The sequence below is a fragment of the Sphingomonas sp. AC522 genome (assembly GCF_979258125.1).
In genome coordinates, this window is the sequence record NZ_OZ409836.1 from 1,345,362 (window position 1) to 1,369,776 (window position 24,415).

Consider the following 24,415-nt stretch of genomic DNA (forward strand, 5'->3'; position numbering starts at 1 on the left):
GCTATCACGGCGGCGCGCCTTTTTCCGGCGCCGAGGAGACGCCAGCAATGCCATCTGAAGGGGATCAGAATCAGCCGGTCAGGATCACTATTCTGGGCGGAGGAACCGCCGGCTGGATGTGCGCCGCGGGATTGGTGCGGCATCTCGACCCGCGCGATTATTCGATAATTCTGATCGAATCCGACGAGATCGGCACCGTTGGCGTCGGCGAAGCGACACTGCCGCACATCAAGATCTTTAACGACATGTTGGGGATCGACGAAGCGCGGTTCATGGCCGAGACCAAGGCGACCTTCAAACTGGGCATCGAATTCGTCGGCTGGGACCAGCCGGGCGACCGTTACATCCACCCCTTCGGTGCTTTCGGCGAGCCCTGGGGCGGGGCCGAGTTTCAGCATCACTGGCTGCGTGCGCGGCTCAACGGGCGGCCCGTCCAGCCGCTCGACGCCTATTCCTACGCCTGCTCGGCGGCCGCCGCGCGCAAGTTCGAATTTCCCAATGAGGACCCGACCTCGATCCGCTCGACCTTTTCCTACGCCTATCATTTCGATGCCGGGCTCTACGCGGAATTCCTGCGCCGCTGGGCAATCGAGCGCGGCGTCACCCGAATCGAAGGCAAGGTGCGCAACGTTGCCCGTGCCGAAAATGGCGACATAACTGCGCTCGACTTGGAAAACGGCGAGACCGTCGCCGGCGATTTCTTCGTCGATTGCTCGGGCTTTCGCGCGTTGCTGCTCGGCCAGACGCTCGGCGTCGGCTGGGAGGATTGGAGCGAATGGCTGCCCTGCGATCGCGCCTTGGCAGTGCCCACGGCGCGCGCGGAGGATTTCACGCCCTTCACTCGCGTCACTGCGCAGGAGGCGGGCTGGATCTGGCGCATCCCGCTCCAGCACCGGACCGGCAACGGCTATGTCTTCTCCAGTCGCTTCACCGACGAGGAGCGCGCGCGTGAGGTCCTGCTCGACGCCATCGAGGGCGAGCCGATCGCCGAGCCGCGATTGCTGCGTTTCTCGGCGGGGCGGCGCGAGGACGGGTGGCGCGGCAATTGCGTCGGGATCGGGCTGGCCAGCGGCTTCCTCGAGCCGCTTGAATCGACCAGCATTTTCCTGATCCAGGCGGCGGTGCACGATCTGATCACCTTGATGCCGTCGCGCGGCAGCGAGGGAATCGACCCGCGGCTCGCGGCCGAATTCAACCGGCTGTGCGCGATCCAGTACGATCGGGTGCGCGACTTCCTGGTGCTCCATTACACCGCCAACCGGCGCATCGGCGAGCCGCTCTGGGACCATGTCCGAAGCATGAAGCTGCCGGACAGCCTGGTGCATAAGATTGAGCTGTTCGAGGCGCGCGGCGCGGTGCCCAATTATCAGTTCGGGCTGTTTGCGCGCGACAGCTGGCTTTCGGTGCTGATCGGGCAGGGGATCGTGCCGCGTACCTATGATCGGCTCGCCGATGCGCTCGACTTGGGCGAGACGGAAGAGCGGCTCGACGATTTCGCCAGCCGGATCGCGCTCAATGTCGGCGCGATGACTTCGCATCAGGATTTCATCCAGAGCTATTGCGCCGCGGGCCGGGAGGTTGCGGCATGAGCGCGCCTTCGCATGCGATCGTGGTCGGCGAGGATGCGCCGTTGTGGCTGGCAGCAAGTGCGCTGCACGCGGCGCTCCGCCGCAGCGGCGTCACCGTCGAAGCCGTTGAATTGCCCTCGCGGGTTGGGGCGCCGGGCGTGCATGTCACCCAGCCGTCGCTGGAAGCCCTGCACAACCGGCTCGGCATCCAGGAAGGCAAATTGCTGCGGGCGACGCGCGGCAGCTATGCGCTGGGCCAGAAGTTCGTCGATGCGCTGGGCGGGCAGGCGCCCTTCTTTCATGCCTATGGCGCCTATGGCGTGCCGATCGAGGGCCAGCAGTTTCTCGCTTTCTGGCTCAAGGCGCGCAGCCACGGGCTGCCTGCGGGATTCGAGGATTTCAGCTTGACTGCCGCCGCTGCCCAGCAGGGTCGAATGCTGCTCCCCGATGCTGATACCGAGACCTTCGGGCGCACCGATTATGGCTATCACTTGCCGGCTGGGGCGTATGCGCGGAGCCTGAAGGCGCTGGTCAAACAGGACGGCTTGGCGGTGCATGAAGCGGATGCGGTGGAAGTCGAGCGCGACGCGGAGGGCCGAATCGTTGCGCTTGTTCTCGGCAGTGGCCGGCGGATCACCGGCGACTTCTTCATCGATGCCAGCGCTGCAGGTATCCTCGCAGCCGATGCCGGCTGGGTGGATTGGAGCTTCGCTGCTGATCGCGTGCTGCACGCGCGCGGGCCACGAATGCAGGCGATCCCGGCTTACGGGCAAGTTGCCGCGGTCGATTGGGGATGGGCGAGCCTGCATCCGTGCCAGGACGCCACGCATGTTATCGCCGCTTTCTCGGCGGCCGACGAGGCGCGGGTGATGCAGAGCCTGCCCGCCTTGTGCGGCTTTGCCCCGGCCGATGTGACGATCTCGGTATCGCAGCCGGGCCGACGCACAAGCGCATGGACCGACAATTGTGTGGCGATCGGCGGCGGCGCGGCGCGGTTCGATCCGTTGCACGGGGTGGATCTGCTCGGCGTCCAGCTTGGGCTGGTGCATTTGCTGTCGCGCTTCCCGGTCGCCGATGATTTCGCCGCTGAGCGCCGCGATTACAATCAGGCGATGGCCGGATTGTTCGATCGGTTGCGCGATTTCCAGTCGGCGCATTACCGGCTGGCGCGCTATGCCGGGGCATATTGGGAGGCGGCACGTGCGCGCGCGATTTCGCCCGAGCTTGCGCACAAGATCGAGACTTTCGCGGCGCGTGGCGAGCTGGCGATGCTCGAGGAGGAAAGCTTCCTGCTCGACAGTTGGCAGGCCTTGTTCCTCGGCCATGGGCTTGTGCCCGACAGCTGGGCGCCTGCGATCGACCGGACCTCGCCCGATACGATGCGCGCCGAGTTCCGCCGCCTGCTCGGCTTCATCAAGAATAAGGTGCTCGTCCAGCCGCTGCACGAGCGCTATCTGGCGGAGCAGGGCGCATGATCGCGCTCGACGATCTGCCGCCCGTCGCGGAAGGCGAGGCTGCGGACATCGTCAGCCTCGTCGCCGAAGGGCGGCCCGCCGTCATTCGCGGAGCTGCCCGCAACTGGCCCGCCTTCGCCGCCGCGCAGCGATCGCCCGCCGCGCTCAACGCCTATCTGCGGGCAATGGGTGAGCATGTGTCGGCGCCGGTGATGGAAGCGCCTGCCAGCGCGCGTGGGCGCTTCGCCTACGGCCCCGATCTGCGCGAGTTCAGCTTCACCAAGCGCCAGCGCCCGCTGGGTGAGACGCTCGACCGGATTGCGGCGCTTGCCGAACAGGATGACGGCCCGGTGGTCGCGATCCAGATGATGCCGCTGGCGCAGCTGCCGGCCTTCGCCGCCGAAAATCCGATGCCGCTGTTGCCGGCCGACGCCGCGCCGCGATTATGGCTAGGCGGTCCGGTGCGCACGCAGATTCACAACGATACCGATCATAATCTCGCCGTCGTGCTCGCCGGAAAGCGGCGCTTCGTGCTGTTTCCGCCCGATCAGCTTACCAATCTTTATATGGGCTCGCCCGATAGTCCGCCGCGGCTGTCGCTGGTCGATCCCGAAGTGCCCGATCTGGCGCGCTTCCCGCGCTTTGCCGATGCGCTTGCCAGCGCGCAGGTCGCGCATCTCGAGCCGGGCGATGGCGTCGTCATGCCGCGTTACTGGTGGCATCACGTCACTTCGCGGGACCCGTATAATGCCATGGTCAATTACTGGTGGGATGCGCATCCCGCCGGGATCGGCAATCCCCATGACGCATTCCTCACGGCGCTGCTCGCGCTCAAGGATCTGACGCCGTCCGAGCGCGAATATTGGCGCGCGATGTTCGCGGCGCATGTTTTCCAGACCGAGGGCGAGGTCCTCGAGCATCTCCCGCCCGCATTGCGCGGCTCGCTCGGCGCGATGAAGCCGCGTGACCGCGAGGGGCTGCGGCAGAAGCTCAAGGAAAATGCGCTCCGCTCGCCCTGAGCCGCTTTCAATTCACCGAAAGGATAGTCGATGCTTCGTACCCTTGCCTTCTCTATTGCGCTTCTCGCGCCTGGCGCCGTTTTCGCGCAGGCGCGCGAGTGCGCCCAGTCGCCGGGCAAGGTGATCGAGCTCTGCGTAGAGGTGCAGGATGGCAGGGCGCTCTACTCGGTCAGCCGCGGCGGCACTGCGGTGCTCGCGCCCGCGCAATTGGGACTGAGCTTCGAAGGCGAGAGTGAAGCGCGCTTCACCGCGATGGGAGATCCTGAGCGCAAGTCGGTGGATACGAGCTGGGAGCAGCCCTGGGGCGAGCAGCGCCTGATCCGCGACCGTCACAACGAGCTGAGCGTGACGCTGACGGGGGACACTGCGCTCAACCGCCAGGTCGGCATCACCTTTCGCTTGTTCGATGACGGGATCGGCTTCCGATATTCCTATGGCGTGCCTGCCGGACAATCGGTGAAGGTCACCGCGGAGCGCACGGAGTTCAAGCCGGTCGGCAGCTATCAGGCCTGGTGGTATCAGGGGCTCGGCCAGGAGCGGGACGAGTATCTCTATTCCCAGACCGACGCGCGCCGCATCACGCTTGCCGAGACTCCGCTGACGCTCAAAGGCGACAACGGGCTGTATCTGTCCTTCCACGAAGCCGCTCTGGTCGATTTTCCCAGCATGCTGCTCGCGGGCAATGGCTCGGGCACGCTGACGGCATCGCTGATGCCGGCGCCAGACGGCACCGCCGCTACCAAGACGGGCGCCTTCACTACGCCGTGGCGTACCGTGCTGATCGGGGATTCGCCCGGCGCGCTGGCGGACAGCCGCATCGAGCTCAACCTCAACGAGCCCAACAAGCTCGGGGACGTCTCGTGGTTCAAGCCCGGCAAATATGTCGGAATCTGGTGGGAGATGCACCTCGAGAAATCGACCTGGGGCAGCGGCCCCAAGCACGGCGCCAACACTGCCAACGTCAAGCGCTACATCGATTTCGCCGCGAAATACGGTTTTGACGGGGTGCTCGTCGAAGGCTGGAACCAGGGCTGGGATGGGGATTGGATCGCCAATGGCGACAAGTTCAGCTTTACCACGGCCTATCCCGATTTCGACCGTGAGGCGATCGCGGCATATGGGCGCGCCAAGGGCGTCAGGCTGATCGGGCATAACGAGACCGCCGGTGCCGTCGAGAATTACGAAGCCCAGCTCGACGAGGCGATGCAGCAATATCAGAAGCTCGGCGTCAATGTCGTCAAGACCGGCTATGTCCGCCACAGCGGTGACATCGTCGATGGCCAGGGCGGCAAGCAATGGTTTGCCGGGCAATATATGGTCCGCCACAATCTCCATGTCGCGCAGGTCGCCGCGAAATACGACATCGCCATCGACGCCCATGAGCCGGTCAAGGATACCGGGCTGCGCCGCACCTGGCCCAACATGGTCAGCCGCGAAGGTGCGCGCGGGCAGGAATTCAACGCCTGGGGCAACCCGACCAATCCGCCCGAGCATCTCGCCATCCTGCCCTTCACGCGCATGCTTGCCGGGCCGATGGACTTCACGCCGGGGATCTTCGACCTGACCTTCGGCAAGAGCGAACTCACGCGCCGCGTTCAGTCGACATTGGCGACACAGCTTGCCGAATATGTCGTTCTCTATTCCCCGGTGCACATGGCGGCCGACCTCCCCGAGAATTATGAGAAGCACCTCGACGCGTTTCAGTTCATTCGCGACGTGCCGACCGATTGGGAAGTGTCGCGCACGCTGCAGGCGGAGATTGGCGACTATGTCGTCGTCGCGCGCCAGCAGCGCGAGGGCAAGGACTGGTTCCTGGGCGCCATCACCGATGAGAATGCGCGGACGCTGGCGCAGCCGCTTGCTTTCCTGGCACCTGGCCAGCGTTACGAGGCGCGCATTTATGCCGATGCGCCCGATGCCGATTATCGCACGAATCCAGCCGCATATCGCATCGAGACGCGCATCGTTACCAGTGCCGACACGCTCAGCCTGTCGCTGGCCCCCGGAGGCGGCGCGGCGATCCGATTTCGACCGGTAAAATAGGTCCACGCACAAGCATCAAAGTTGGAGTCCATCTTGCGCATCGCGCGTTAGGGCGTCGCTAACCACATTTGAAAAGCGATGATCGAACGTATCTACCCGCGCAAAATCGTCTGCCGGGGGCGCAAGCGCTCCTCGGTTTGGCATGTCCTCGCCGTGCTGCTGATCCTGGCGAGCGGATTGCTGGCAGTTGCGATGCAAAAGGCGCAGGCGACGCGGCATGCGTCGGCGGCCGTGCATGAGAGTGCGTCGGCCGGCCATACCCATGTGCCGGGGTCGATCACTCTGGCGCAGATGATCGAGCGACAGCGGCTCGAGCGAATGCGCGCGGCGTCGACGGCCGCTGCGACGATAGCGCCTGCCGCGGCGGAGGAGGGTGGAAATTGGCAGATTCAGTTCGGCGCCTTTGCGTCGGCAAACGCGGCGCGCGAGCTTGAGGCGCAGCTGAACGCGCGGCCTTTTGCAGCCGACGCCACGACGTCGCCGGACGCGAGCGGGGGCCTGTTCCGGGTGCATCGCTCGATCGAGGACCGTGCGGCGGCGATGAGCCTTTGCGAGAGGGCAAAGGCTGAAGGCTTCTCTTGCTTCGTCAGGGAACGTTGACGGCACTGCGGCACCGGGATCGTCAGCGCCAAGTCATGTTACTGTGGCTTTTCCAGCCGAAAGCAAATGGTTAGAAGCGCGGCATGATGGATCTCAACTCGGCGACGGACGCGCCCGCCTTTCTGCGCGTTGGCGGTGAGGCGGCGGCATTGATGCGGGAGCTTGATGCGACTCAGTCGCCGCTCGGTTCTCCGAATAGCTGGCCCCAATCGCTGCAATCGGTGGTGGCGCTGATGCTCGGGTCAGCCTTCCCGATGTTCGTCGCCTGGGGCCCGGAGCTCGGCTTCCTCTACAACGACGCCTATTCGTCAATATTGGGCGCCAAGCATCCCCAGGCCATGGGCAGACGGTTCGAGCATGTCTGGAGCGAGATTTGGTCGGACGTGGGGCCGCTCGCACGCCGGGCGCTGGCGGGCGAGGCTACATGGATCGAAGACCTGCCGCTGACGATGACCCGCAAGGGCTTCGAAGAACTGACCTATTTCACTTTCTCCTATTCGCCGGTCCGCGACGATGACGGCCAGGTCACCGGCATGTTCTGCGCCTGCACCGAGACCACTGAAAAGATTGCGGCGGAGCGGGCGCTTCGGGAAAGCGAAGCGCGTCTGCGGCTTGCCATCGAAGGCGCCAAGATCGGCACCTGGGATTGGGACATGCGCGCGCTTCGAGGCTCCTGGTCGCCCCGCACGATGGAAATTCTCGGGGTCGAGCAGGGCGAGAATGTTTCGCTCGAACAGCGCAACGAAACCATTCATCCCGACGACCGCAGCCGCGTCTGGCAGGAAGTAACCGCAGCAGTGTCCGCGGGCGACGATCTGTTCAGCGAGTATCGCGTGCTTCGGCCAAACGGCGAAGTCCGCTGGATCGCGTCGCGCGGCGCCATCGAAAGGGATGGGGAGGGCGCGCCGGTCCGCGCCGCCGGGATCGTTCTCGACGTCACCGACAAGAAGGCCATGGAGTCGATGCTGCGCGAGAGCGGCGCAGCGGCGGAACGCGAGCGCCTGTGGAGCCTCTCGCAGGATATGCTCGCCCGCGCCGATTATAGCGGGATGATGTCCGCGGTCAGTCCGGCCTGGAAGCGGGTGCTGGGCTGGGACGAAGCGGAACTGCTCGCGCGCGGCTATGCGACCTTCATGCATGAAGACGATATGCCGCCGACGCTTGCGGCGATCGAACGGATGGCTGTCACCGGGCAACCTACGCGTTTCGAGAACCGGATCGCGACCATCGATGGTGGCTGGAAGCCGATCGAATGGACGGTCGCGCCGGAACCCGATGGCCTCAACTTCATTGCCGTCGGGCGCGATCTCAGCGACGCCAAGGCGCGCGAGGCCGAATTGCGCGCCGCCCAGGATGCCTTGCGCCAAAGCCAGAAAATGGAGGCGATGGGCCAGCTCACCGGCGGCGTCGCGCACGACTTCAACAATCTGCTGACGCCGATCGTGGGCGCGCTCGACATGCTTCGCCGCCGCGGCCTCGGCGGAGAGCGCGAGCAGCGGCTGATCAACGGTGCAGTCCAATCGGCTGAACGCGCCAAGACTTTGGTCCAGCGACTGCTGGCCTTTGCCCGGCGGCAACCGCTTCAGCCGATACCCGTCGATCTCGGAAAGCTGATCTCGGGCATGGCCGACCTCGTCGCCAGCACCACCGGGCCCCAAGTGCGCGTGGTCGTGGACGTGTCGGCGGACCTGCCGCCGGCTAAGGCGGATCCGAACCAGCTCGAAATGGCACTGCTCAACCTGGGCGTGAATGCGCGCGACGCGATGCCGGACGGCGGGACGCTACGCATCTCCGCCGTGACGGAGGCCGTGACCGACAGCTCGCGCCTGGGCATTGCCCCCGGTACCTATATCCGCCTCTCGGTGGCGGACACCGGAATCGGCATGACCGAAGCGACGTTGCAGCGCGCCGTCGAGCCATTTTTCTCGACTAAGGGGATCGGCAAGGGCACCGGGCTTGGCTTGTCGATGGTGCATGGCCTTGCGAAGCAGCTGGGCGGCGAGCTGACGATTCAAAGCCGGCCCGGCCTTGGCACCAATGTCGAACTCTGGCTTCCCGTCACTGACGCGCCTGCCGAAGCCGCGGAAGGCGTCTCCGACGCGCCTGCCGCGATCGAAAAGGCCGGCACGGTGCTCCTAGTGGATGACGAGGAGCTGGTGCGGATCAGCACCGCGGACATGCTGAGTGATCTCGGCTATTCGGTGGTGGAAGCGGCGTCCGGCGAGGACGCCATCGCTCTGATCCGGCAGGGGCTTCGTCCCGACCTCCTGGTAACGGACCATTTGATGCCGGGAATGAGCGGGACGGAACTCGCCCGTGCGGTGCAGTCCGAACAGCCCGAGATCAGGATCTTGATCGTCTCGGGCTATGCCGAAGCCGAAGGGATCGAGCCCGATCTTCCCCGCCTTGCCAAGCCCTTTCGAAACGACGAACTGGCGGCAAGCATCGTCGCGCTTCGCACGTCCTGCTCGCGCCCGGCGCCGGCGGCCTAGCCGCTGCTGCCTGGCCGTTGGTCAGAAGGGGTTTACGTTGATCTGCAGCGTCGATGCGAAGCGGAGCAGCTCTTCCTGGTTCTCGGCGGCCGCGTCGATCGTGATCCGGTCGATGCGATCATAATAAGCCTCGGGCTGGTATAGCGCGGCGCTGTCGCCCAGACCGACGGTGCTGCCGTTGATCGCCACCTTGAGCGCTCCCAGCGTGCCGTCGCTCCGGCCGCTCACCGACAATTCGTGGCTGGTGTTGCAGGTGCGGTGGACATCGACGATCACCTGACGACCCCGCACGCTGGCGTCGAGCACGTCCATTGTGCAGTGCACGGGCACGAACGCGACGAGCCTGATCACAGCCTGATCGCTGGCAGCATAAGACGGGGTGGCCAGCAAGGCCGCGAGAGCGCAGGCGGTAAGACGTTTCTTCATGGATCACCTCGGTGACCCAGCTATGGATTCGCTCGCGTTTCGATAGCGTTAATAGACGAAGCGACGAAAAATCAGTTCTGGCGAACCTCGACGGTGATGACATCGGTGTAGCGGCCGGCGAAGACGCCTTTGAGTGAACCGATCTTGATGCCGAGTTGATAAGCGCCGCCGACGATGCTCAATGGGGGATTGCGCACCACACTGGTTGGAAAGGTCACCGGTGCGCCATCGAAGGTGGCGGTATAGGGCACGCCGGGCGCGGAAATCTCGCCGTCGAGCAGCAGTTGCCCGTCATTTTCGGAGCGGAGCGACACGCTGACCGGCCCATTCGACCAGACATTGACATAAGCGCGGCCGACCTGACCCTCATACATCGTGCCCAGGTCGATCGATGCAGGGGCGAGCGACGCCGACGACAAATTGGTGCTCGGCGCGCCCGAAATGCTCATCTCGACACGGCCCTGGACCTGAACCAAGACCGGGAAGCCCCCACCGGTGAGAGTCACCAGCCCCTGGCCGACCGGTTCTACACGCGCCACGAGGTCTGCGGTATAGTCCGCGCGGGGCACAACCTGCTGCTTGGGGAGGACCATCTGTACCTGCACGATCGTCGACGCGCCTGCGGTGAGTTCGACCGGATAAGGACCCGCGCCGCTCCCCGATGGCAGGCCGTTGAAACGATAGGACAAGGTCCCGCCAGCGCCGCGCAGCGTGCGGCTGCCATCGACCGGATCCACATACAGCAATGCGGCGCATTTGCCGGCGCTGTTGTTGGTCACGCGCAGCTCGAGATCGACCACGGTATCAACGGCGGCAAATGGCTCATAGGGCGTGAGCAAGCGCGAGACGCTTTGCATCGACAAATCGCAGTCGGCCGCAGCGGCGGGCAGGGCGGCCAGCCCCAACAGGCTCGCCAGGATCATTGCAAATGCCTTCATCACCGCCTCCTACGCAATGTGCCGATGTCGACCGGGCCCTTCGGATCCTTGGGCACTTCGATCTCGCCGACGGGTTCGGCACTGCCGTTGAGCATCACGCGGTAGCGGCCGGGCGCGACGCGAGTCGCGACCAGGCGGCCGTTGCGATTGGTGAAGAACTGCGCCGATGCCGCCTCGCTGCCCGAAATCGGCTCAAGCGTGCCTGCCACCAACGGGATCGGCGCGCCGTCCTTGCCTTCCAGCCGGCCGAGGACGGTGTTCGAAGCGGCGGAGCCGATCCTGAACCGATATCCGCTGGCCGCGCCGGGGACGATATCGAAGCGCCCGGCGCCGATATCGTAGCCGTCGGGCAGATTTTCGACTGCGATGCGGATTGCACTGGGCTGATACGGCCGGCGAATCCGCAGCAGTGCCGGGCCAAGATCGTCTGCACGCGCGACCGGCTGGTCGGCAAAGCCGTCACTTACCAGGACCGTCGTGTCGCGCAGGGTGCGGTGGCGCTCGACCAGGACAAAGCCGGGATAGGCGTCGCGGCCGAGGGCGACCCGGTCTTCGGTGAAGCCGAGGCCGAAGCTGAGTGCGGCGTCGGTGAACTGGCTGATGCGCGAACCGGTGTCGTCATAGGAGTGCCGCAGGCCCGCGCGGAAGCGATTGGCATAATAGACCATCTCGGCATTCGCGGCGACGCCATCGTCGCTGCGCGCGGCGTTTGCGTGGATCTCGGTCTGGCCGAGCCCCTCGAACCCCTGGAGATCGTAGCTGGCCGAGAGGCGGTTGCGATCGGTTTCGTAAGAGGTGCGCGCATATTCGCGGCGCGATAGCGGCATGCTGAGCGAAAGCACGCCGCGATGCTCGACGCGATTGGGCTCGTTGCGATAGGAATAATTGAGGCCGACATTGATGCGGCCGAAGCGTCTGCTGAGCCCGGTGCTGATCGTCACCCGGTCGCGGATTCCGCGGCGCCCCATCGAATAGCCTGCGCTCAAATTGACGAACACCGAACTCGTCAGCTGCGCCTGGACCCGCCCGTTGAGCTCGAGGCTGTAGAGATTGATCGCCGTGGTCGCGCGCGCCATCGGCGAGAAGCGCCGCCCGACATGCCGCACGTCGAAATCCAGATTGAGGATGCGGTTGTTGCCCGTGGTCGCGCGAAGCCGATAGCCGGCATTGGCGGCGAAGGCGCCCGGGGCATTGCGCTCGGCATCGGCGGCGCCCTCGAACACGAAGGTGCCAAGCTTGGTGCCCAGCACGGCCTGACCGGTGAACAGGAGATTGTCCTTGTCGAACTGCAGCGCGGTGCCGAGCGTGAGCCCGCTCGTCAGGCCGACCTGGTAATGGCCGGAAAACTGCGCTGCATTTCGATCATAGCGATTGACTACGAACGAGCCGGACTGGCGCCGTGGGAGACCAAGCGTGGCCGAAAAGGTCGAGACCCCCGCATCGAGCAGCTGTGCATCCGAGAAGAAGGAGAGGACAATCGTATCTTCGCGCCCCGCCGCATCGCGCACGACGAGCCGCACGTCGTTGACGCCATCGAGATAGGGAAAATCGCGCAGATTATAGAGGCCGGGGGCCAGATCGAGCGTGCGGTACACGGCGCCATTGACCAGCACATCGACGCGCGACGGCGTTTCGAGGGTCAGGCGGCCTTGTCCCGAGGGGCGGATGTTGCGGAACGGCTGGATCGTCTCATAGAGGCGCTGGACGCCGATGCCGAAGACGCTTTCCGAGCCAGCGAACGCCCCGAAATATTGCGGATCGACGTCGCCCGCGGAGTAGCGGATGGCGCGCGAGACATCGTCATGAAACAGCGTGGTGCGCCCGCGGACGAGTCGGCCGCGCTCCTGATAGCCTGCCTCGTAGAGCAAATTCACCCCGCCGACGCCGCCCGTGTTGATGAAGCCTTGGGCGAGGATGTTCAGCGGATCGCGGCGGATGTCACCGGCATTGGCTACGTGGCGGAAGCGGTTTGCCAGATTGAAGGTGATCCCGCCGGAAAAGGCTGTGGGGGGAACGGCGTTGCCGCTTATCGACGGAGTCGTGACGATCGAGAGATCGTTGACGCTGCGCGATGCCAAAGCGACGTCGACGTAGAGGCGCAGTTCGGCCATGTCGAAGCGCACGCGCAGCGGCGACCCGGCGAACTCCGCGATCGACACCAGCTCCGTCGTGCCGAGCTGGCGGCGCAGATCGTTGAGCGCGGCGGGCGCGAGGATGGTCTGGACTTTGGCGAGCAAAGGCGCGGCGGCGACCCGTGGATCGCTGCCGTCCGTCCCGACCTCGATTGGCACTTCGCCTGCGGGCGCGCCATTCAGGATCGTAGTGACGGTGATGCGGACGCGGCGCGGCGCGGCCTGCTGCCGGGCTGGCGGCGGCGCCGGGACATCCTGGACACCCGGCATGGTCAGCGCTGTCGCGCTCAGCAAGGAATAAATCGAAAGCACCCCCCGGCGGCCGTCTTCAGCGCGTGTCGGGGAGCTGATAGTCGGCGCGCGCGCCGCTACGGTTGAACCCGGCGCTCACCGGCAGCTCGATGATCCGGCTCGAACCTGCTTCGATCAGCGGCTGTGCAAGCGCCGCGTTTAGCGTTTCGCCATCGAGCGTCTCGGCCTTGCCGTCGGCCGTAGTGAACGTCCAGCGGCCGTTGCGCATGCGAGCATAGCGCGTGCCGCGGTTCTCGACCGTGATGCGCAGCTTGCCTTCCTCGCCGGGCGCCACTGCAGTGACGACCAGATCGGGCTTCGAGCCGACGGGGGAAACTGCGGCCAAGGTGCCGATGTTGAACAGCAGCTTCACGCCCGAATCGCCGTTGCCGGTGGTATCCACCGGAAGCTGCGAGACGATGACCGAATAGAGCGCCGTGCGCTCAAGCGCGGGGCCGGCATATTGGACGCGGAAGGTCTGGAAGCCGTTGGCAGGAACCACGCCCTGCGGCGGAAAGATTACGAAATCGTCATCGGCGGGCACGCTCGTGGTCGTGCCGTCGGGGTGGACCGTGCGGCGCTCGACGCGCAACTCCACGGGCATCGGGCCGTCGCCGGTATTCTGCACGCGCAGATTATGGACGGCGCCGGCACCGCTCGGGGTGAGCTCGAACGACATCGGCTCGACACGGATGCCCGCGATCGCGACCACCGAAAACATAATCGCGACTGCGCAGGCGAGGCCCGCCGCGGCCTTGGTCACTTGGCGAAACATGGTCTGAGCGTCCCGTATCTGCGCGGCGCTTGCCGCTCCCCCGCAGCCGAAGCGCGGTTTTCAATTCGATGTGATGGCGATGGTCACGGTGTCGGAGTACTCGCCGGCAATCAGGTTTGCGGGCAGGGTTCCGATACTTGCCTGGAGGATGCCGGTGCTGCCCTCGATGACAGCCGCCGAGCCCGGCACGATGCTGACGAGCGGCGCGGACAAGGGGGAGGTGCCGAAGCCCAGGCCGCCTATGCCGCTATGCGAAATAGTATAGGGGATTGCCTGGCTTCCCCGCACGAGCCGGCCGCCGTTGAGCGACGATATGGCGCGCGTGAAGCCGCCTTCGACGTTGCAGACGTAGGTGACGGCCGTCACTTCCTGCGAACCGCCGGAGGACAGATCGATATCCGCCTGCGAGACGGCGGTGTCTACGGTGCAGACCTCGTCCAGCTTGCCGGAGATAAAGGTGGCGCCGGTGGACGATTGGGCGAAAGCCGGGCCGGCAATCACCATCGCCAGCGAAACGCAGCAGCCGATCTTGAGCATGTGCGTCCCCCATCAGGAGAAAGGGAGGGGCGGCAATCCGCCCCTCCCCATCAACTTAGTTGGCCAGAACCGACATGCGGATCGTGTCCGAGTAGGTGCCTGCGAACTTCGAACCCGAGATCGTGCCTACCGAGATGTTGAGCGGGATCGTCTTCTGATCGACCGAAGCGCTGTAGCTGGCGACCTGAACTGCGGTCGTGCTGAGCTTGGTGCCGCCCTTGACGCCGTTCGGGAAGCTGACGGTGTAAGGAAACGCGCTGGTTGCGGTGCTGTGCTTCAGAGTGCCGTTCTGGTCCGAGCTCGCCGAAACCGAATAGCCGTTGGCGCTGTTGCACTGGACCGAAACGTTGGCGAGGCTCTGGACGGTCGAACCGAGGTCGAGCGCCAGGCTGGTCGGCATGTCGATCGTGCAATCGGTGGCAACGCTGCCCGAAACCGTGGTGCTGTCGCTGGTCTGAGCGAACGCAGGAGTCGCGAGAACGGTGGCGGCGAGGGCCGCAATAACAATCTTCTTCATTAGCTTCTTCCCCAAAATATAGGATGGTCAGTCAGGCTGGCGGCCCGTCTCCATAGGGTCGCCAGCTTCCCCCCGGACACCCTAATTAGCTGGGAAAACTCCCCGACTCGGTGCCCCGTTGGTAAACAATCAATTAAATGCGACTCAAAATGGTCACATCCCCAATATTGGGGAGGGCGGCCCGGAATCTCCCTGTTAACTACAATGTTGCGGTAGTGTACCATTTCGGGATGGAGGCTGGAATGCCATCCGTCGAGATGGCTGTTCGTTAAAAAAATTGTTTTATTGCGTTAATTCAGAAGGTTTTGTAGCAAACCTAAAATTTGATATGAGGAAAATCCTCAATTCCTGAACGCATCGCATGCGTGTGAATATTCGCATTATTGCAGTAATAGCGGAGCGAATTATTTTTCAGGAAGTAATAGTCGTCTGTATCGAGGTTTGAACCGGGTGGCGGAAGTATTACCTGTAGATTTGCCGCGTTTTTTATTACGTTGGCTAGAGACCGCTTCCACCCCCTGCGCAATCATCGATCGTCGAGCGGCATTATACTGGGCCAACAAATCAGCGGCGTCGGCCAGCGTTGGTGCGCTGGAGATCTACGACAACATGATCCGTGCCCGCCGGCGCGTGCATCAGGAGCCCCTGGCGGCGGCAATCGACAAGGCCTCAACTGATCCGACGACGATCGTATTGGCTGGGGACGAGGGCCACACCATGGTTCGGCTGGCCGATGTGGGGGATCCCGCAAAGCCGCTGATCGCGATCAAATGGTGGCTTGCCGACGGCAATTTCGAGGTTCGCTACGCCGAACTCGACCAAGTCTTTCAGCTCACGCCGGCCGAGCATTCGATTCTGCTGCAATTGGCGCAGGGTCAGACGGCAGACGAAGTGGCCACGGCGGTCGGGATTTCGCTACAGACCGTGCGCTCTCACATCCGCCAGATTTATGCGAAGCTCAATGTTCGCTCGCGCGAAGAGATGTTCTTCCGCATCCAGCCGTTCCGGATCTGAGCGCTCAGGAAGCGAAGGACGTGGCGGAAGGCGGAGCTATTTGGAGACGGCTCCGAATGCCTTCCAACCACGTCCGTGCGTTATAGGGAAGAAGCCGATATCGCACCGGCGAACGCTAACACGCACCCTTTAGCGGCTCAACCGGCAACAAATAGTAAAAAAACATGAGTGGCATTTTTGTCGCGCGGCGAGGCGGTGGGGCCATCGTGCGCCCTATATTTTCCGGAGGCTGGAGCGAGCGGGGAGCGCGCGCGTTGAACGCGGCGACGCTATCCTATCACCCGGAGTTTCTCATGAACGACGTAACGACCGCGCCGCTTACCGGCGGCGAGCCTGCCGCGAACGATGCCGGCACCACGCAGGTCTCGAACGGCAAGACCGGGCTGACCGACGCCTTCCGCACGCACTTTTCCGGGGACGCCCCATTGACTGAGAAGGCCAAGGGCTTTGCCAAGGCGCGGCCCTGGACGAGCGCGGCGTTCGTCGGGATCGCGGCGATGGCAGTGCTCAACACATTGCGCGGTCGCCGCTGAGCGAACCGCATCGAGCGTCGAATTAGCCGGCATCCGCCCACAGGCTGGGGGCGGATGCCCGGTTCTGCGCCGGGAACGGGATGCGGCTGCGGAAATCATCGTCGAACACGCCGTCCACGCGAATGCTGAACGATAGTGCGCCGCTGGCATCCGCGCCGTGGAACTGGTTCACAGTGTCGAACCATGCCGCATGGCCGGCGACATAGGCGCGCTCGCCAGTGTCGGGATCGAGCATGTAGAATGGCTTGCTCAGGTTCGTTCGCATCCAGATGAACTCATGGCAGAGCTCGATGCTGTCATGGTCCTTGTGCGCCGAGACGGCGCGGCCTTGAGGATCGTACATGATCAGCATTCGCCCGGTCGCCTTGAAGGGCAGGGTGCGAATGAACTCCATCAGCGGCGCAAACTCGCCGGCCGCTGGCGTCGGCCCCCAGATATCGGTGCGGTCGAGGTCATAGTAATTCTCGGCCTCGCGCGATTGAGTGAGCTCGATCATCTGCGATCCGGGCCGGTCGAGCGCATCGGGATCGAGCAGGAACGGGCCGGTATAGAATTGCCGGTCGGCGGCGGCCGCGAGCCGGGCCTGCAGCTTTTCGGTTATGAATCCGTCAAGCGCCTTCAGCTGCTCCACATGGATGAACGGGTCCATATCCTTGTAACTGGGGTAGTGAACTTCAGTCATTCGTGCGGAGTTACATAGATCAATCCGGCCAAACCATAACCCAGGTTATATATTATTTTCCGGAACTTAACCCGCGTCATGGCGGTTATTTATATATCTAAATAAGCCCCGATGGAGTTCGGCTCTTCGCCGCCACCGCGCCTCTCCGCGTGATTTCGCGGGCGGGGCGTCTGTTCTGTTTTATTCTTGGAAGTCCTATGAAAATCTATGTGAGCGGGCTCTATGCCGGCGGCAATCCGCAGCCCGGCGTCGGGATCGTGCGGTCGCTGCGCCAGGGCTATCCTGATGCCACCATCGTCGGCGTCGAATATTCCAATCGCGTTTCGGGCATTCATTACGAGGAGCTCGACGAGCTCTGGATCCAGCGGCCCTGGGGCGAACTCGATCTCGACAGCTATGGCGAGAAAGTGCGCGCGGCGCTGGACGCGGGCGGCATGTGGATTTCGGGCAGCGACCTTGAGGCGATGTGGCTGGCGAGCGTGTTCCCCGATGGTCATCCCAATCTGCTCGCGCCGCCGATGTCGGGGATCAAGCGCATCACCAAGCCGGTGGTCGAGGCAGCTTCCGGCCTGCCGGTCAGCATTCCGACCTATCTTTCGACCGAGCATAGCGACTGGGAACTCCACGCATTCTGCCGCGAGCATAACTGGCGCGTGTGGCTGAAGGGCCCCTATTACGACGCATCGCGCACGCCGACCTGGGACGCGTTCACGGCGATCCGCAATGCGCTGAGCAAGGTCTGGTCGACCGAGAAGCTTTTCCTCCAGGCGCATGTCAGCGGATATGAGGAATCGGTGATGCTCTCGGCCTATAAGGGCGAGCTGCTCGGCGCCGTCAGCATGCGCAAGCGCGACATCACGCCCGAGGGCAAGACCTGGGCCGGCGATGTTTCGGAAGTGCCAGCTTCGTTTCTCGATCCGCTGCGGCAGATGGTACGCGACACCAACTGGACCGGGGGGGGCGAGCTCGAAATGGTTCGCGACGCGGCCGACAAGCTGTGGCTGATCGAAATGAACCCGCGCTTCCCTGCCTGGGTGCATGGCGCGACGATCGCGGGGCATAATCTGCCGGCGTTGCTGGTGGAGGCCGCGAGCGGCGTTCCCGCGCAGCATGCCCCGGCGCATTCACCCGAATTCACGCGCGTGGTGCTCGAAGTACCGGTGCGCGCCGATTATCCGCTGCCGCCGCTGCCCGAGCCGTTCGCTGGTGCGGTCGGGCATTCGATGAAGCATCCCTCGGGGCTGACGGCGCTTGCCGCGCGGCTGCACAAGATCGATCCAGACATGCTCGATGTTGCGCTCGATCCCGAGGGCGGCGAACCGCCGAGCGGCGTCGCCACGCTTCCCGAAAGCTTTGTTGCCGATATCGCGGCGCAGGACTTCGGCAGCATGCAGACCCCGCAATACATTTATATGGACAGCACCGCGGCGGGCCTGTTCGGCCAGGCGGCCGATCGCGCGCATCGCTTGAGCACCAACGGTGTCGAGGTCATCAGCGGTTATTCGATCAAGACCAACCCGGACAGGCGCCTGATCAAGCTTGCGCTAGACAATGGCTTCTATGCCGAAGCGATCAGCCTAGGCGAAGTACAAACCGCGCTGGAGGTGGGCTTCCGCCCCGATCAGGTGATCCTTAACGGTCCCGGCAAATGGTGGCCGGAAGGGCTGATGCCGCGCGAGCAGATGCACGCCGTGTTCTGCGACAGCGTGGCAGATCTCGATCGCGTGGTCGCCGCCGTAGAGGCGGGCGAAATGTCCGCCAAGCATATCGGCATCCGCATTCGCACCCCGAACATCACCTCGCGCTTCGGAATCCCGCTCGACAGCCCAACGACGTTCGGTAAGCTGATCGCGGCGGTCAAGCGGCTTCCCATCGATAGCAAGTTCGGCATCCACTTCCACATGGCGAGCAGCCATGTCGGCGTCGCCCAATGGTGGCATCTCTTCGAATCGATGCTGCGCTGGTGCCGCTCGATCGAGCGGCTGACCGGGCGCACGATCGAGATGCTCGATATGGGCGGCGGCTGGTATCCCGACGACTGGCATGCGGACGAAACCTCGAAGATCGCGCATGCGGTCGAGCTGGTCTGCGCGATGCTGCCGGGCGTCCGCCAGATCGCTTCCGAGCCGGGCAAGGCAATGGCCCAGCCCTCGATGGCGCTGGCGATGCGTATCCTGGAAATCCAGGAACATGAGGAGGGCATGATCGAGGCGGTGGTCGATGCCTCGATCGCCGAGATCCCGATGCACTTCTGGCAGCCGCATCGGATGGTCCGCCAATGCGGCGAAACCGGCGAACTGCAGCCGCTGGGCCGCGGCAAGACCTATCTGATGGGGCGGTTGTGCATGGAGCACGACATCATCGCCTCCAACGTCCAGCTTCCCGAAGGGACCCGCGCCGGCGACCTTCTGATCTTCTGCGATGCCGGCGGCTATGACAGGAGCATGTCCTATGTATTTGGTCGCGGATAAGGCCAAGGCCGACAAGCGTGATTTCGATGGCACCGCGGCGCTGATCAACCCGGCGGCATCGCCCGGCGGCAAATGGGAGACCTTCCCCAACAGCCTGATCTCGCACCATGGGGCGGCTTGCTGCGACATCGCGCATGAATGGCTGATCGCGTTCGACTTTGCGCAACTGAACGGCGGCGATGTGCTCTCGGGCCCGCGCTGGATGCGCGAGCATTCGGCCTGGGGACCGTCGGCCTGGCCGATCCACTGGTGCGAGGCAGTCGACGCCAAGACCGTCGATTGCGGCGTGCACGCCGCGATCGCGCACGAAGCGTTCACAGCGCGCGGCGTCCGCGCATTCCGTGCCCAGTTCATCCAGCGTTACAGCGCGGATGCCGCGGCTTCGTGGCGCGAGAATTGGGGCAGCAAGAACGTGTCCGATCATTGGATCGACGGCGACGCGATATATCACGAGGGCAATGCCGTTCTGGTCGGGGAAGACGCAGTCAAACTGTGGGACGGGTCCGCCGGCTGGTGGATCAACCCGCGCCGCAACAGCGGATATGGCAGCCTTGCCGCAGTGCGGATCGAAGTCGAACCCGGCGCCTATTCCGACGGGCTGCAATGGGGGGAGCACCGCATCGAGCCCAATCAGTGGGTTGCCGTCTGATTCCAATCTCTAGCGTTCGGCAGGGGCTAGGGGCGCATCAAGCTGAGCCACGCGGCAGGCTTCCGCCCGGTTTCCTGGGCCAAGCGGTCGCGCAGCGCTGCGTAACGCGGGTCCAGCCGGGCGGCGAGGGCATAGGTTCCGACGGCGTTGGCACGGTTCCAGGGGTGCGGCGCATATTCGGACTGCCCGGCCGACGCGCGGTCGCGGTCGAACTGGATCTTCGAATTCGCGAACTCGATATGGGTCTTCGCGCCCTTGGCATAGGGCTCGAGCCAGGCGACGGCCTTTTTGAGGCTCGCGCCGTCCTTGGCCTGCCAGCCGTACCAATCCTCGCCATGCGCCTTGGCCGCCAGCGCCGCCATCAGCATCGGATCGAGATTGTAGGTGACGTAATGGAGCGCGTCGCGTTCTTCGAAGTCGAAAACCGAACCGTCGGGCCGCATATTGCCGGTGATTTGCTTGCGGAAGGCGTCGCGCGCGCGGGCGATCAGCGTAGCGTCGCCGGTCTGGAACGCGGCCATCGCCGCGAGCTTGACGCGGTGGCTCTGCCAGTTGGTGTGCGAATTCTTGGGACTGCCGTCCATCGCATCGAGATAGCCCGCCGCCATTCGCCGCCAGAAGCCATCGAGCTTGGCTCGGAGTACAGACGGCAGGTCCGCCTCGGTCAGGTCGGTCGCCAGCAGTAGCGTGTCGAAGCCGGTCTCGTCGATCGGATTGAACGACATTTCGTAGATGTCCGCCCAGGCCTCGAGATAGCGGCCCGTCTGGTCGAGAAAGCGGCGGTCGCCAGTCAAGCGCCAGGCGAGCGAAAGATCGAGGACGATCGGCTGATCGCGCTTGGCGATCAGGCTGATCTCGCGGATGCCCTTGCCGGGCAAGGTGCCTTCGGTGTGGAGCTTGGGGATCGCACCCGGCGGGCGCGCGAGCGCTCCGGTCGCGCGCTTGACGATTTCGTCGCGAATGCCCTGATCGGCTCCGCTTCGCGCATAATCGGAGGCGAGGATCGCATGGTCCTGCGCAACGCCCGGCGGCGCGGCGAAAGCGAGGATTGCCGGGCCAAGGGCGAGAAACAGCTTCATGGATACGCCTCGATGAACAGGGAAGGCGACCGCAAGGCCGCCCTCCGGATTGATCAGAACCGCGCGCGGATCGTCGCGGTATAAGTACGGCCGTCATAATCGATGCGGCGGGGCAGCATCGGATCGCTTTCATATTCGGAGCGCGTCGCGTCGGTGAGGTTATACGCGTCCACCGAGAGCGACAGCCATTTGGTGACGTTGAGCGAAGCGGAGGCATCGAGCTGACTGCGCGCCTTCACCGTGCGGGCATCGCCGACGAAGCTGTTGCCCGCGGCGAGATCGTACTTTCCGCGACGGTTGAAGACCACGCGCAGCCCGAACAAGTCCGTCTCGTAATAGCCGATTAGATTGACGTTGTGCTTGGCGACACTGGGCAGGGTGATCGGGTTACCCGCCGTGTCCTTGCCGTCGATCTGGGTGTAGGTGTAGTTCGCCGCGCCGCCTAGATGCTTGAGGAGGCCCGGCAGGAAATCGAGGTTCTGGGTCACCGACAGCTCGACGCCGCGGACGCGCATCGGCTGCTGGTTGGTCAGGCCGCTGGCGCGGACGATGGCATTGACCAGCCCGCCGCTTGCCCCCGAAAACTGGTTCGAACTGACGCAATTGGGGCCTGCGATAGTCAGCGTGCCAAGCCCGTAATTGACGCCGTTGATCAGGCCGTTTGCCGGGCAAAGCTGGTTCTGGTCGGTAATCGGCCCGATATAGCCGTCAATGTTCTTCTGATAGACTGCGATCGCAAAGGCACCGCCGGGGCGATTATACCATTCGAGCGAAATATCGAACGAGTTCGAAGTGTAAGGCCGAATACCGGTCGCGCCGAGCGTGACGGTATAGACCGGATCCACGGGCGGAGTCTGGCTTTCGGGCGACTGTACAAAGGTGATCGGGATCGTGTCGCGCGGCTGGGGGCGGACATAGGTCTTGTAATAAGCACCGCGCAGGATGAGCCGCTTGGTGATGTCCGCGGCGAACATCGCCGAGGGCAGGAAATAATCGTAATCGTCCTTGTAAACCCGACCGATCATCCGGTGGTTGATCGGCGGTGCGGCGATCGTGGAAAGCCCGCTGGCGCAATTCTGACAATCGAGCGCGTCGATACGCTGGGTAGTCCCCTCATAGCGCACGCCGGCATTGCCTCGGACCCGCATGCCGAGCAGTTCGCCATCGAATTTGATCACGCCATAGGCCGACATGATCTTCTTCTCGTTGCGGAAATTGTTGTTCCAGTAATTTGGATCCCAATAATTGTTGGTCAGGCCATAGGGCGTAAGGAAGACGCCATATTGCTCGCCGAACACGAACTGGCCCGGCAGACCGTTGGGATTGGCGGTGCTGCGCGGCAGGGTGTTGACCGGCGTGATCGCCTTCAACGCCGCTGCGATGTCGATGTCGCGCCAATTGCTGGTGTAGCCCGCGGAAGTGCCGCCGAAGAAATCGGTGGCATAAGGAATGGGGGACGACATCCCCTGAGTGATGTTCACGGTGTTGGCGCCGAGCGACGTGTTGCGTGACCCGGTGGAGATATATTTGCTGCGCTCATAGCGCATGCCGACCTGGATGCCGGAGAAGAAGCTGTCGGCAAAGCTGCGTTCGATATCCAGCTGCCAGGAATCGAGTTCGTTCAGTCCGCGCCCGTTAGTGCCGGTCACGCCGAAGCGATCGCCCTGGGTGCCCGCCGGTGCGCCCGGCATTTGCGCATTCGCCTGCGTCGCCTGGTTGGCAGCGGAGGGGAGCGGATAGCCGCCCAGCGGGATGTGCGACGGATTGGGCGTGTTCAGGATGAAGATCGAATTCGAAAGATCGGTTCCGCCGGTATAGACCGAGGCCGTGATCCCGTTCAGCCCCGCTGCACCCAGATTGCGATAGGGATTTTGAATAATATCGAATTCGATCTGATCGGCCCGCGCTTCGGCGCGCGAGATCGTCGCCTGTGCACTGACGCGCCAATCGTCGTTCTTGAATTCGGCGGTGGGCGTGATCGCCCAGGTCCGCTGCTTGGCCGGCTCGGAGCGGATCGAATCATAGGTCTGGTTATTCTCGACCGTGAAACGATTGATATAGGCGCGCGTGCCATTCGCGGTCTGCACCACATAGGGCGTGCCGAGGCTGGTGAAATGCGGCACTGCCGAAGCGGCGACCAACCCCGGATTGGTGGCAGCGGTGGCCGCGTTGTTGCCTGCTGCAGTGTCGATATACAGCAAGTGATTGGTGCCCTGATCGAGGTTCCGCTCGGTGTAAAACCCAGTCGCCCCGAACCGGAAATTGTCGGACGCCTGCCATTCATAGCCGCCTGCCCCGGTGAGCAGATGACCGCGATTGTATCGCACGAACTGGCGCACCTGGCCGGGATAATAGACGCCGCCGGGATATTGAGCGAGCAGTGCCTGATAGGTCGGGTTGGTCGCGGCAGCCTGCTGGTTGCCGACCTGGATCGCGCCAAGGCGATTGGCCCAGGTGTTCACCGAGATCGAATCCCGGCGAAATTTCTCGTCCTTGTATGCCACGACGCCGAACACGGCGAAATCGTCCGAGATATGCCAGTTATATCCCGCCGAAAGCTGCGGGCTGCCGAGCTTGCCGAGCTCGTTATATTCGTATGACGACTTGATCCAGCCGCCTTCCTTGCGCCCGAGGGCGGGAGCGATGCGCAGGTCGATATTGCCGGAAAGACCGCCGGCAAGGTTCGAGGCCGAGGGCGACTTGATTACGGTGATCGACGTGAAGATGTCCGAATTGAACGAGCCGAGCGGCGTCGATGCGGCATTGGTTGCGCTGCCCAGGATCGGATCGGCGAAGCCGACGCCGTTCAGCGTGGTGCGAGCGAAGGTGCCGGGCAGGCCGCGCAGCGAGATCGTGGCGTTGCGCGAGTCTGCCTCGCGGTTGATCTGTACGCCGGGAATACGCTGAACGGCTTCGCCGACGTTGAGATCGGGGAAGCGGCCAAGGCCGTCGGACGAGATCGAGTCGGTGATCTGGTCTGAATCCCGCTTGATGTTGAGTGCGTCGGCATAAGCGCGGCGGAAGCCGGTAACGACGACTTCGCCTTCGGCCGGCGCGGTCTGCGCTGCGTCGGCGGGCGGTGCGTCCTGAGCGTCTTGCGCGTAAGCCGGGGCGCCGGCCAGAAAGATGCAGAGCGCAGTGCCTGCGTATAGCGTTGCCTTGTTCATTTTTCGGTCCTCCCCTTGGCCCGGCTCG

The 24,415-nt window shown here is 63.9% G+C and carries 19 protein-coding genes; 10 read left to right on the forward strand and 9 right to left on the reverse strand.

The annotated features are described in order from the left end of the window. Window positions 1–47: 47 nt before the first annotated feature. The 6 genes from ACZZZM_RS06750 to ACZZZM_RS06775 all read left to right on the forward strand — a co-directional run bounded on the left by ACZZZM_RS06750 (window position 48) and on the right by ACZZZM_RS06775 (window position 9,176). Complete coding sequence (locus ACZZZM_RS06750; protein ID WP_463594338.1) at window positions 48–1,589, forward strand: tryptophan halogenase family protein; 1,542 nt, start codon at window positions 48–50, stop codon at window positions 1,587–1,589. After that, window positions 1,586–3,043, forward strand: coding sequence for a tryptophan 7-halogenase (locus tag ACZZZM_RS06755; protein WP_463594339.1), 1,458 nt, complete (start codon window positions 1,586–1,588; stop codon window positions 3,041–3,043). The genes ACZZZM_RS06750 and ACZZZM_RS06755 overlap by 4 nt, the downstream gene beginning before the upstream one ends. After that, window positions 3,040–4,041, forward strand: coding sequence for a cupin-like domain-containing protein (locus ACZZZM_RS06760; protein WP_463594340.1), 1,002 nt, complete (start codon window positions 3,040–3,042; stop codon window positions 4,039–4,041). Before ACZZZM_RS06755 ends, ACZZZM_RS06760 begins: the two co-directional genes overlap by 4 nt. A 30-nt stretch (window positions 4,042–4,071) precedes the next feature. Then, the gene (locus ACZZZM_RS06765) at window positions 4,072–6,084 is read left to right on the forward strand and encodes a glycoside hydrolase family 97 protein (RefSeq protein ID WP_463594341.1); all 2,013 of its coding nucleotides are present in this window, start codon (window positions 4,072–4,074) and stop codon (window positions 6,082–6,084) included. A 153-nt stretch (window positions 6,085–6,237) separates the two neighbouring features. Then, the gene (locus tag ACZZZM_RS06770) at window positions 6,238–6,684 is read left to right on the forward strand and encodes an SPOR domain-containing protein (protein WP_463594342.1); all 447 of its coding nucleotides are present in this window, start codon (window positions 6,238–6,240) and stop codon (window positions 6,682–6,684) included. 83 nt (window positions 6,685–6,767) lie between these two features. Further along, window positions 6,768–9,176 carry a PAS domain-containing protein gene (locus tag ACZZZM_RS06775; RefSeq protein ID WP_463594343.1) on the forward strand — a complete coding sequence of 803 codons (2,409 nt, stop codon included), beginning with the start codon at window positions 6,768–6,770 and terminating at the stop codon, window positions 9,174–9,176. Between the two features lie 21 nt (window positions 9,177–9,197). Here ACZZZM_RS06775 and ACZZZM_RS06780 read toward each other — a convergent pair whose 3' ends face one another. From ACZZZM_RS06780 to ACZZZM_RS06805, 6 genes are all read right to left on the reverse strand, one after another. Beyond that, the gene (locus ACZZZM_RS06780) at window positions 9,198–9,602 is read right to left on the reverse strand and encodes a hypothetical protein (RefSeq protein WP_463594344.1); all 405 of its coding nucleotides are present in this window, start codon (window positions 9,600–9,602) and stop codon (window positions 9,198–9,200) included. A 71-nt stretch (window positions 9,603–9,673) separates the two neighbouring features. Beyond that, a complete protein-coding gene (locus tag ACZZZM_RS06785; protein ID WP_463594345.1) occupies window positions 9,674–10,540 on the reverse strand; it encodes a hypothetical protein in 867 nt (288 codons plus the stop codon). Then, window positions 10,540–12,942, reverse strand: coding sequence for a fimbria/pilus outer membrane usher protein (locus tag ACZZZM_RS06790; protein WP_463594346.1), 2,403 nt, complete (start codon window positions 12,940–12,942; stop codon window positions 10,540–10,542). The genes ACZZZM_RS06785 and ACZZZM_RS06790 overlap by 1 nt, the downstream gene beginning before the upstream one ends. Before the next feature lie 58 nt (window positions 12,943–13,000). Beyond that, on the reverse strand, window positions 13,001–13,738 hold the full coding sequence (locus tag ACZZZM_RS06795; protein WP_463594347.1) for a fimbrial biogenesis chaperone: 738 nt from the start codon (window positions 13,736–13,738) through the stop codon (window positions 13,001–13,003). A gap of 60 nt (window positions 13,739–13,798) precedes the next feature. Next, window positions 13,799–14,275, reverse strand: coding sequence for a hypothetical protein (locus ACZZZM_RS06800; RefSeq protein ID WP_463594348.1), 477 nt, complete (start codon window positions 14,273–14,275; stop codon window positions 13,799–13,801). Window positions 14,276–14,330: 55 nt separating this feature from the next. After that, entirely contained in the window at window positions 14,331–14,792 is a 462-nt protein-coding gene (locus ACZZZM_RS06805) for a Csu type fimbrial protein (protein WP_463594349.1), read from the reverse strand. Window positions 14,793–15,242: 450 nt separating this feature from the next. Between ACZZZM_RS06805 and ACZZZM_RS06810 the strand changes: the two genes are divergently transcribed. Then, complete coding sequence (locus tag ACZZZM_RS06810) at window positions 15,243–15,806, forward strand: helix-turn-helix transcriptional regulator (RefSeq protein WP_463596401.1); 564 nt, start codon at window positions 15,243–15,245, stop codon at window positions 15,804–15,806. A 293-nt stretch (window positions 15,807–16,099) separates the two neighbouring features. Continuing rightward, window positions 16,100–16,339, forward strand: coding sequence for a hypothetical protein (locus tag ACZZZM_RS06815; RefSeq protein WP_463594350.1), 240 nt, complete (start codon window positions 16,100–16,102; stop codon window positions 16,337–16,339). 22 nt (window positions 16,340–16,361) lie between these two features. On the opposite strand, the gene ACZZZM_RS06820 is transcribed toward ACZZZM_RS06815, so the two are convergent. Next, the gene (locus tag ACZZZM_RS06820; protein ID WP_463594351.1) at window positions 16,362–17,021 is read right to left on the reverse strand and encodes a hypothetical protein; all 660 of its coding nucleotides are present in this window, start codon (window positions 17,019–17,021) and stop codon (window positions 16,362–16,364) included. Between the two features lie 197 nt (window positions 17,022–17,218). Between ACZZZM_RS06820 and ACZZZM_RS06825 the strand changes: the two genes are divergently transcribed. Together ACZZZM_RS06825 and ACZZZM_RS06830 are read left to right on the forward strand one after the other, a co-directional pair. After that, the gene (locus tag ACZZZM_RS06825) at window positions 17,219–19,492 is read left to right on the forward strand and encodes a hypothetical protein (protein WP_463594352.1); all 2,274 of its coding nucleotides are present in this window, start codon (window positions 17,219–17,221) and stop codon (window positions 19,490–19,492) included. Next, window positions 19,473–20,141, forward strand: a complete 669-nt coding sequence (locus ACZZZM_RS06830) for a hypothetical protein (RefSeq protein WP_463594354.1) — start codon at window positions 19,473–19,475, stop codon at window positions 20,139–20,141. The genes ACZZZM_RS06825 and ACZZZM_RS06830 overlap by 20 nt, the downstream gene beginning before the upstream one ends. Window positions 20,142–20,167: 26 nt before the next feature. Here the strand turns inward: ACZZZM_RS06830 and ACZZZM_RS06835 are convergent, their stop codons facing one another. Continuing rightward, on the reverse strand, window positions 20,168–21,220 hold the full coding sequence (locus ACZZZM_RS06835) for an alginate lyase family protein (protein WP_463594355.1): 1,053 nt from the start codon (window positions 21,218–21,220) through the stop codon (window positions 20,168–20,170). A gap of 53 nt (window positions 21,221–21,273) precedes the next feature. Further along, entirely contained in the window at window positions 21,274–24,387 is a 3,114-nt protein-coding gene (locus tag ACZZZM_RS06840; protein WP_463594356.1) for a TonB-dependent receptor, read from the reverse strand. Between the last annotated feature and the right edge of the window lie 28 nt (window positions 24,388–24,415).

What these genes read in the sequence shown, in the direction of transcription:
- ACZZZM_RS06750 (WP_463594338.1), top strand. Translation starts at nt 48, where the DNA reads ATGCCATCTGAAGGGGATCAGAATCAGCCGGTCAGGATCACTATTCTG.
- ACZZZM_RS06755 (WP_463594339.1), top strand. Translation starts at nt 1,586, where the DNA reads ATGAGCGCGCCTTCGCATGCGATCGTGGTCGGCGAGGATGCGCCGTTG.
- ACZZZM_RS06760 (WP_463594340.1), top strand. Translation starts at nt 3,040, where the DNA reads ATGATCGCGCTCGACGATCTGCCGCCCGTCGCGGAAGGCGAGGCTGCG.
- ACZZZM_RS06765 (WP_463594341.1), top strand. Translation starts at nt 4,072, where the DNA reads ATGCTTCGTACCCTTGCCTTCTCTATTGCGCTTCTCGCGCCTGGCGCC.
- ACZZZM_RS06775 (WP_463594343.1), top strand. Translation starts at nt 6,768, where the DNA reads ATGATGGATCTCAACTCGGCGACGGACGCGCCCGCCTTTCTGCGCGTT.
- ACZZZM_RS06780 (WP_463594344.1), bottom strand. Translation starts at nt 9,602, where the DNA reads ATGAAGAAACGTCTTACCGCCTGCGCTCTCGCGGCCTTGCTGGCCACC.
- ACZZZM_RS06785 (WP_463594345.1), bottom strand. Translation starts at nt 10,540, where the DNA reads ATGAAGGCATTTGCAATGATCCTGGCGAGCCTGTTGGGGCTGGCCGCC.
- ACZZZM_RS06790 (WP_463594346.1), bottom strand. Translation starts at nt 12,942, where the DNA reads ATGCCGGGTGTCCAGGATGTCCCGGCGCCGCCGCCAGCCCGGCAGCAG.
- ACZZZM_RS06795 (WP_463594347.1), bottom strand. Translation starts at nt 13,738, where the DNA reads ATGTTTCGCCAAGTGACCAAGGCCGCGGCGGGCCTCGCCTGCGCAGTC.
- ACZZZM_RS06800 (WP_463594348.1), bottom strand. Translation starts at nt 14,275, where the DNA reads ATGCTCAAGATCGGCTGCTGCGTTTCGCTGGCGATGGTGATTGCCGGC.
- ACZZZM_RS06805 (WP_463594349.1), bottom strand. Translation starts at nt 14,792, where the DNA reads ATGAAGAAGATTGTTATTGCGGCCCTCGCCGCCACCGTTCTCGCGACT.
- ACZZZM_RS06815 (WP_463594350.1), top strand. Translation starts at nt 16,100, where the DNA reads ATGAACGACGTAACGACCGCGCCGCTTACCGGCGGCGAGCCTGCCGCG.
- ACZZZM_RS06820 (WP_463594351.1), bottom strand. Translation starts at nt 17,021, where the DNA reads ATGACTGAAGTTCACTACCCCAGTTACAAGGATATGGACCCGTTCATC.
- ACZZZM_RS06825 (WP_463594352.1), top strand. Translation starts at nt 17,219, where the DNA reads ATGAAAATCTATGTGAGCGGGCTCTATGCCGGCGGCAATCCGCAGCCC.
- ACZZZM_RS06830 (WP_463594354.1), top strand. Translation starts at nt 19,473, where the DNA reads ATGTATTTGGTCGCGGATAAGGCCAAGGCCGACAAGCGTGATTTCGAT.
- ACZZZM_RS06835 (WP_463594355.1), bottom strand. Translation starts at nt 21,220, where the DNA reads ATGAAGCTGTTTCTCGCCCTTGGCCCGGCAATCCTCGCTTTCGCCGCG.
- ACZZZM_RS06840 (WP_463594356.1), bottom strand. Translation starts at nt 24,387, where the DNA reads ATGAACAAGGCAACGCTATACGCAGGCACTGCGCTCTGCATCTTTCTG.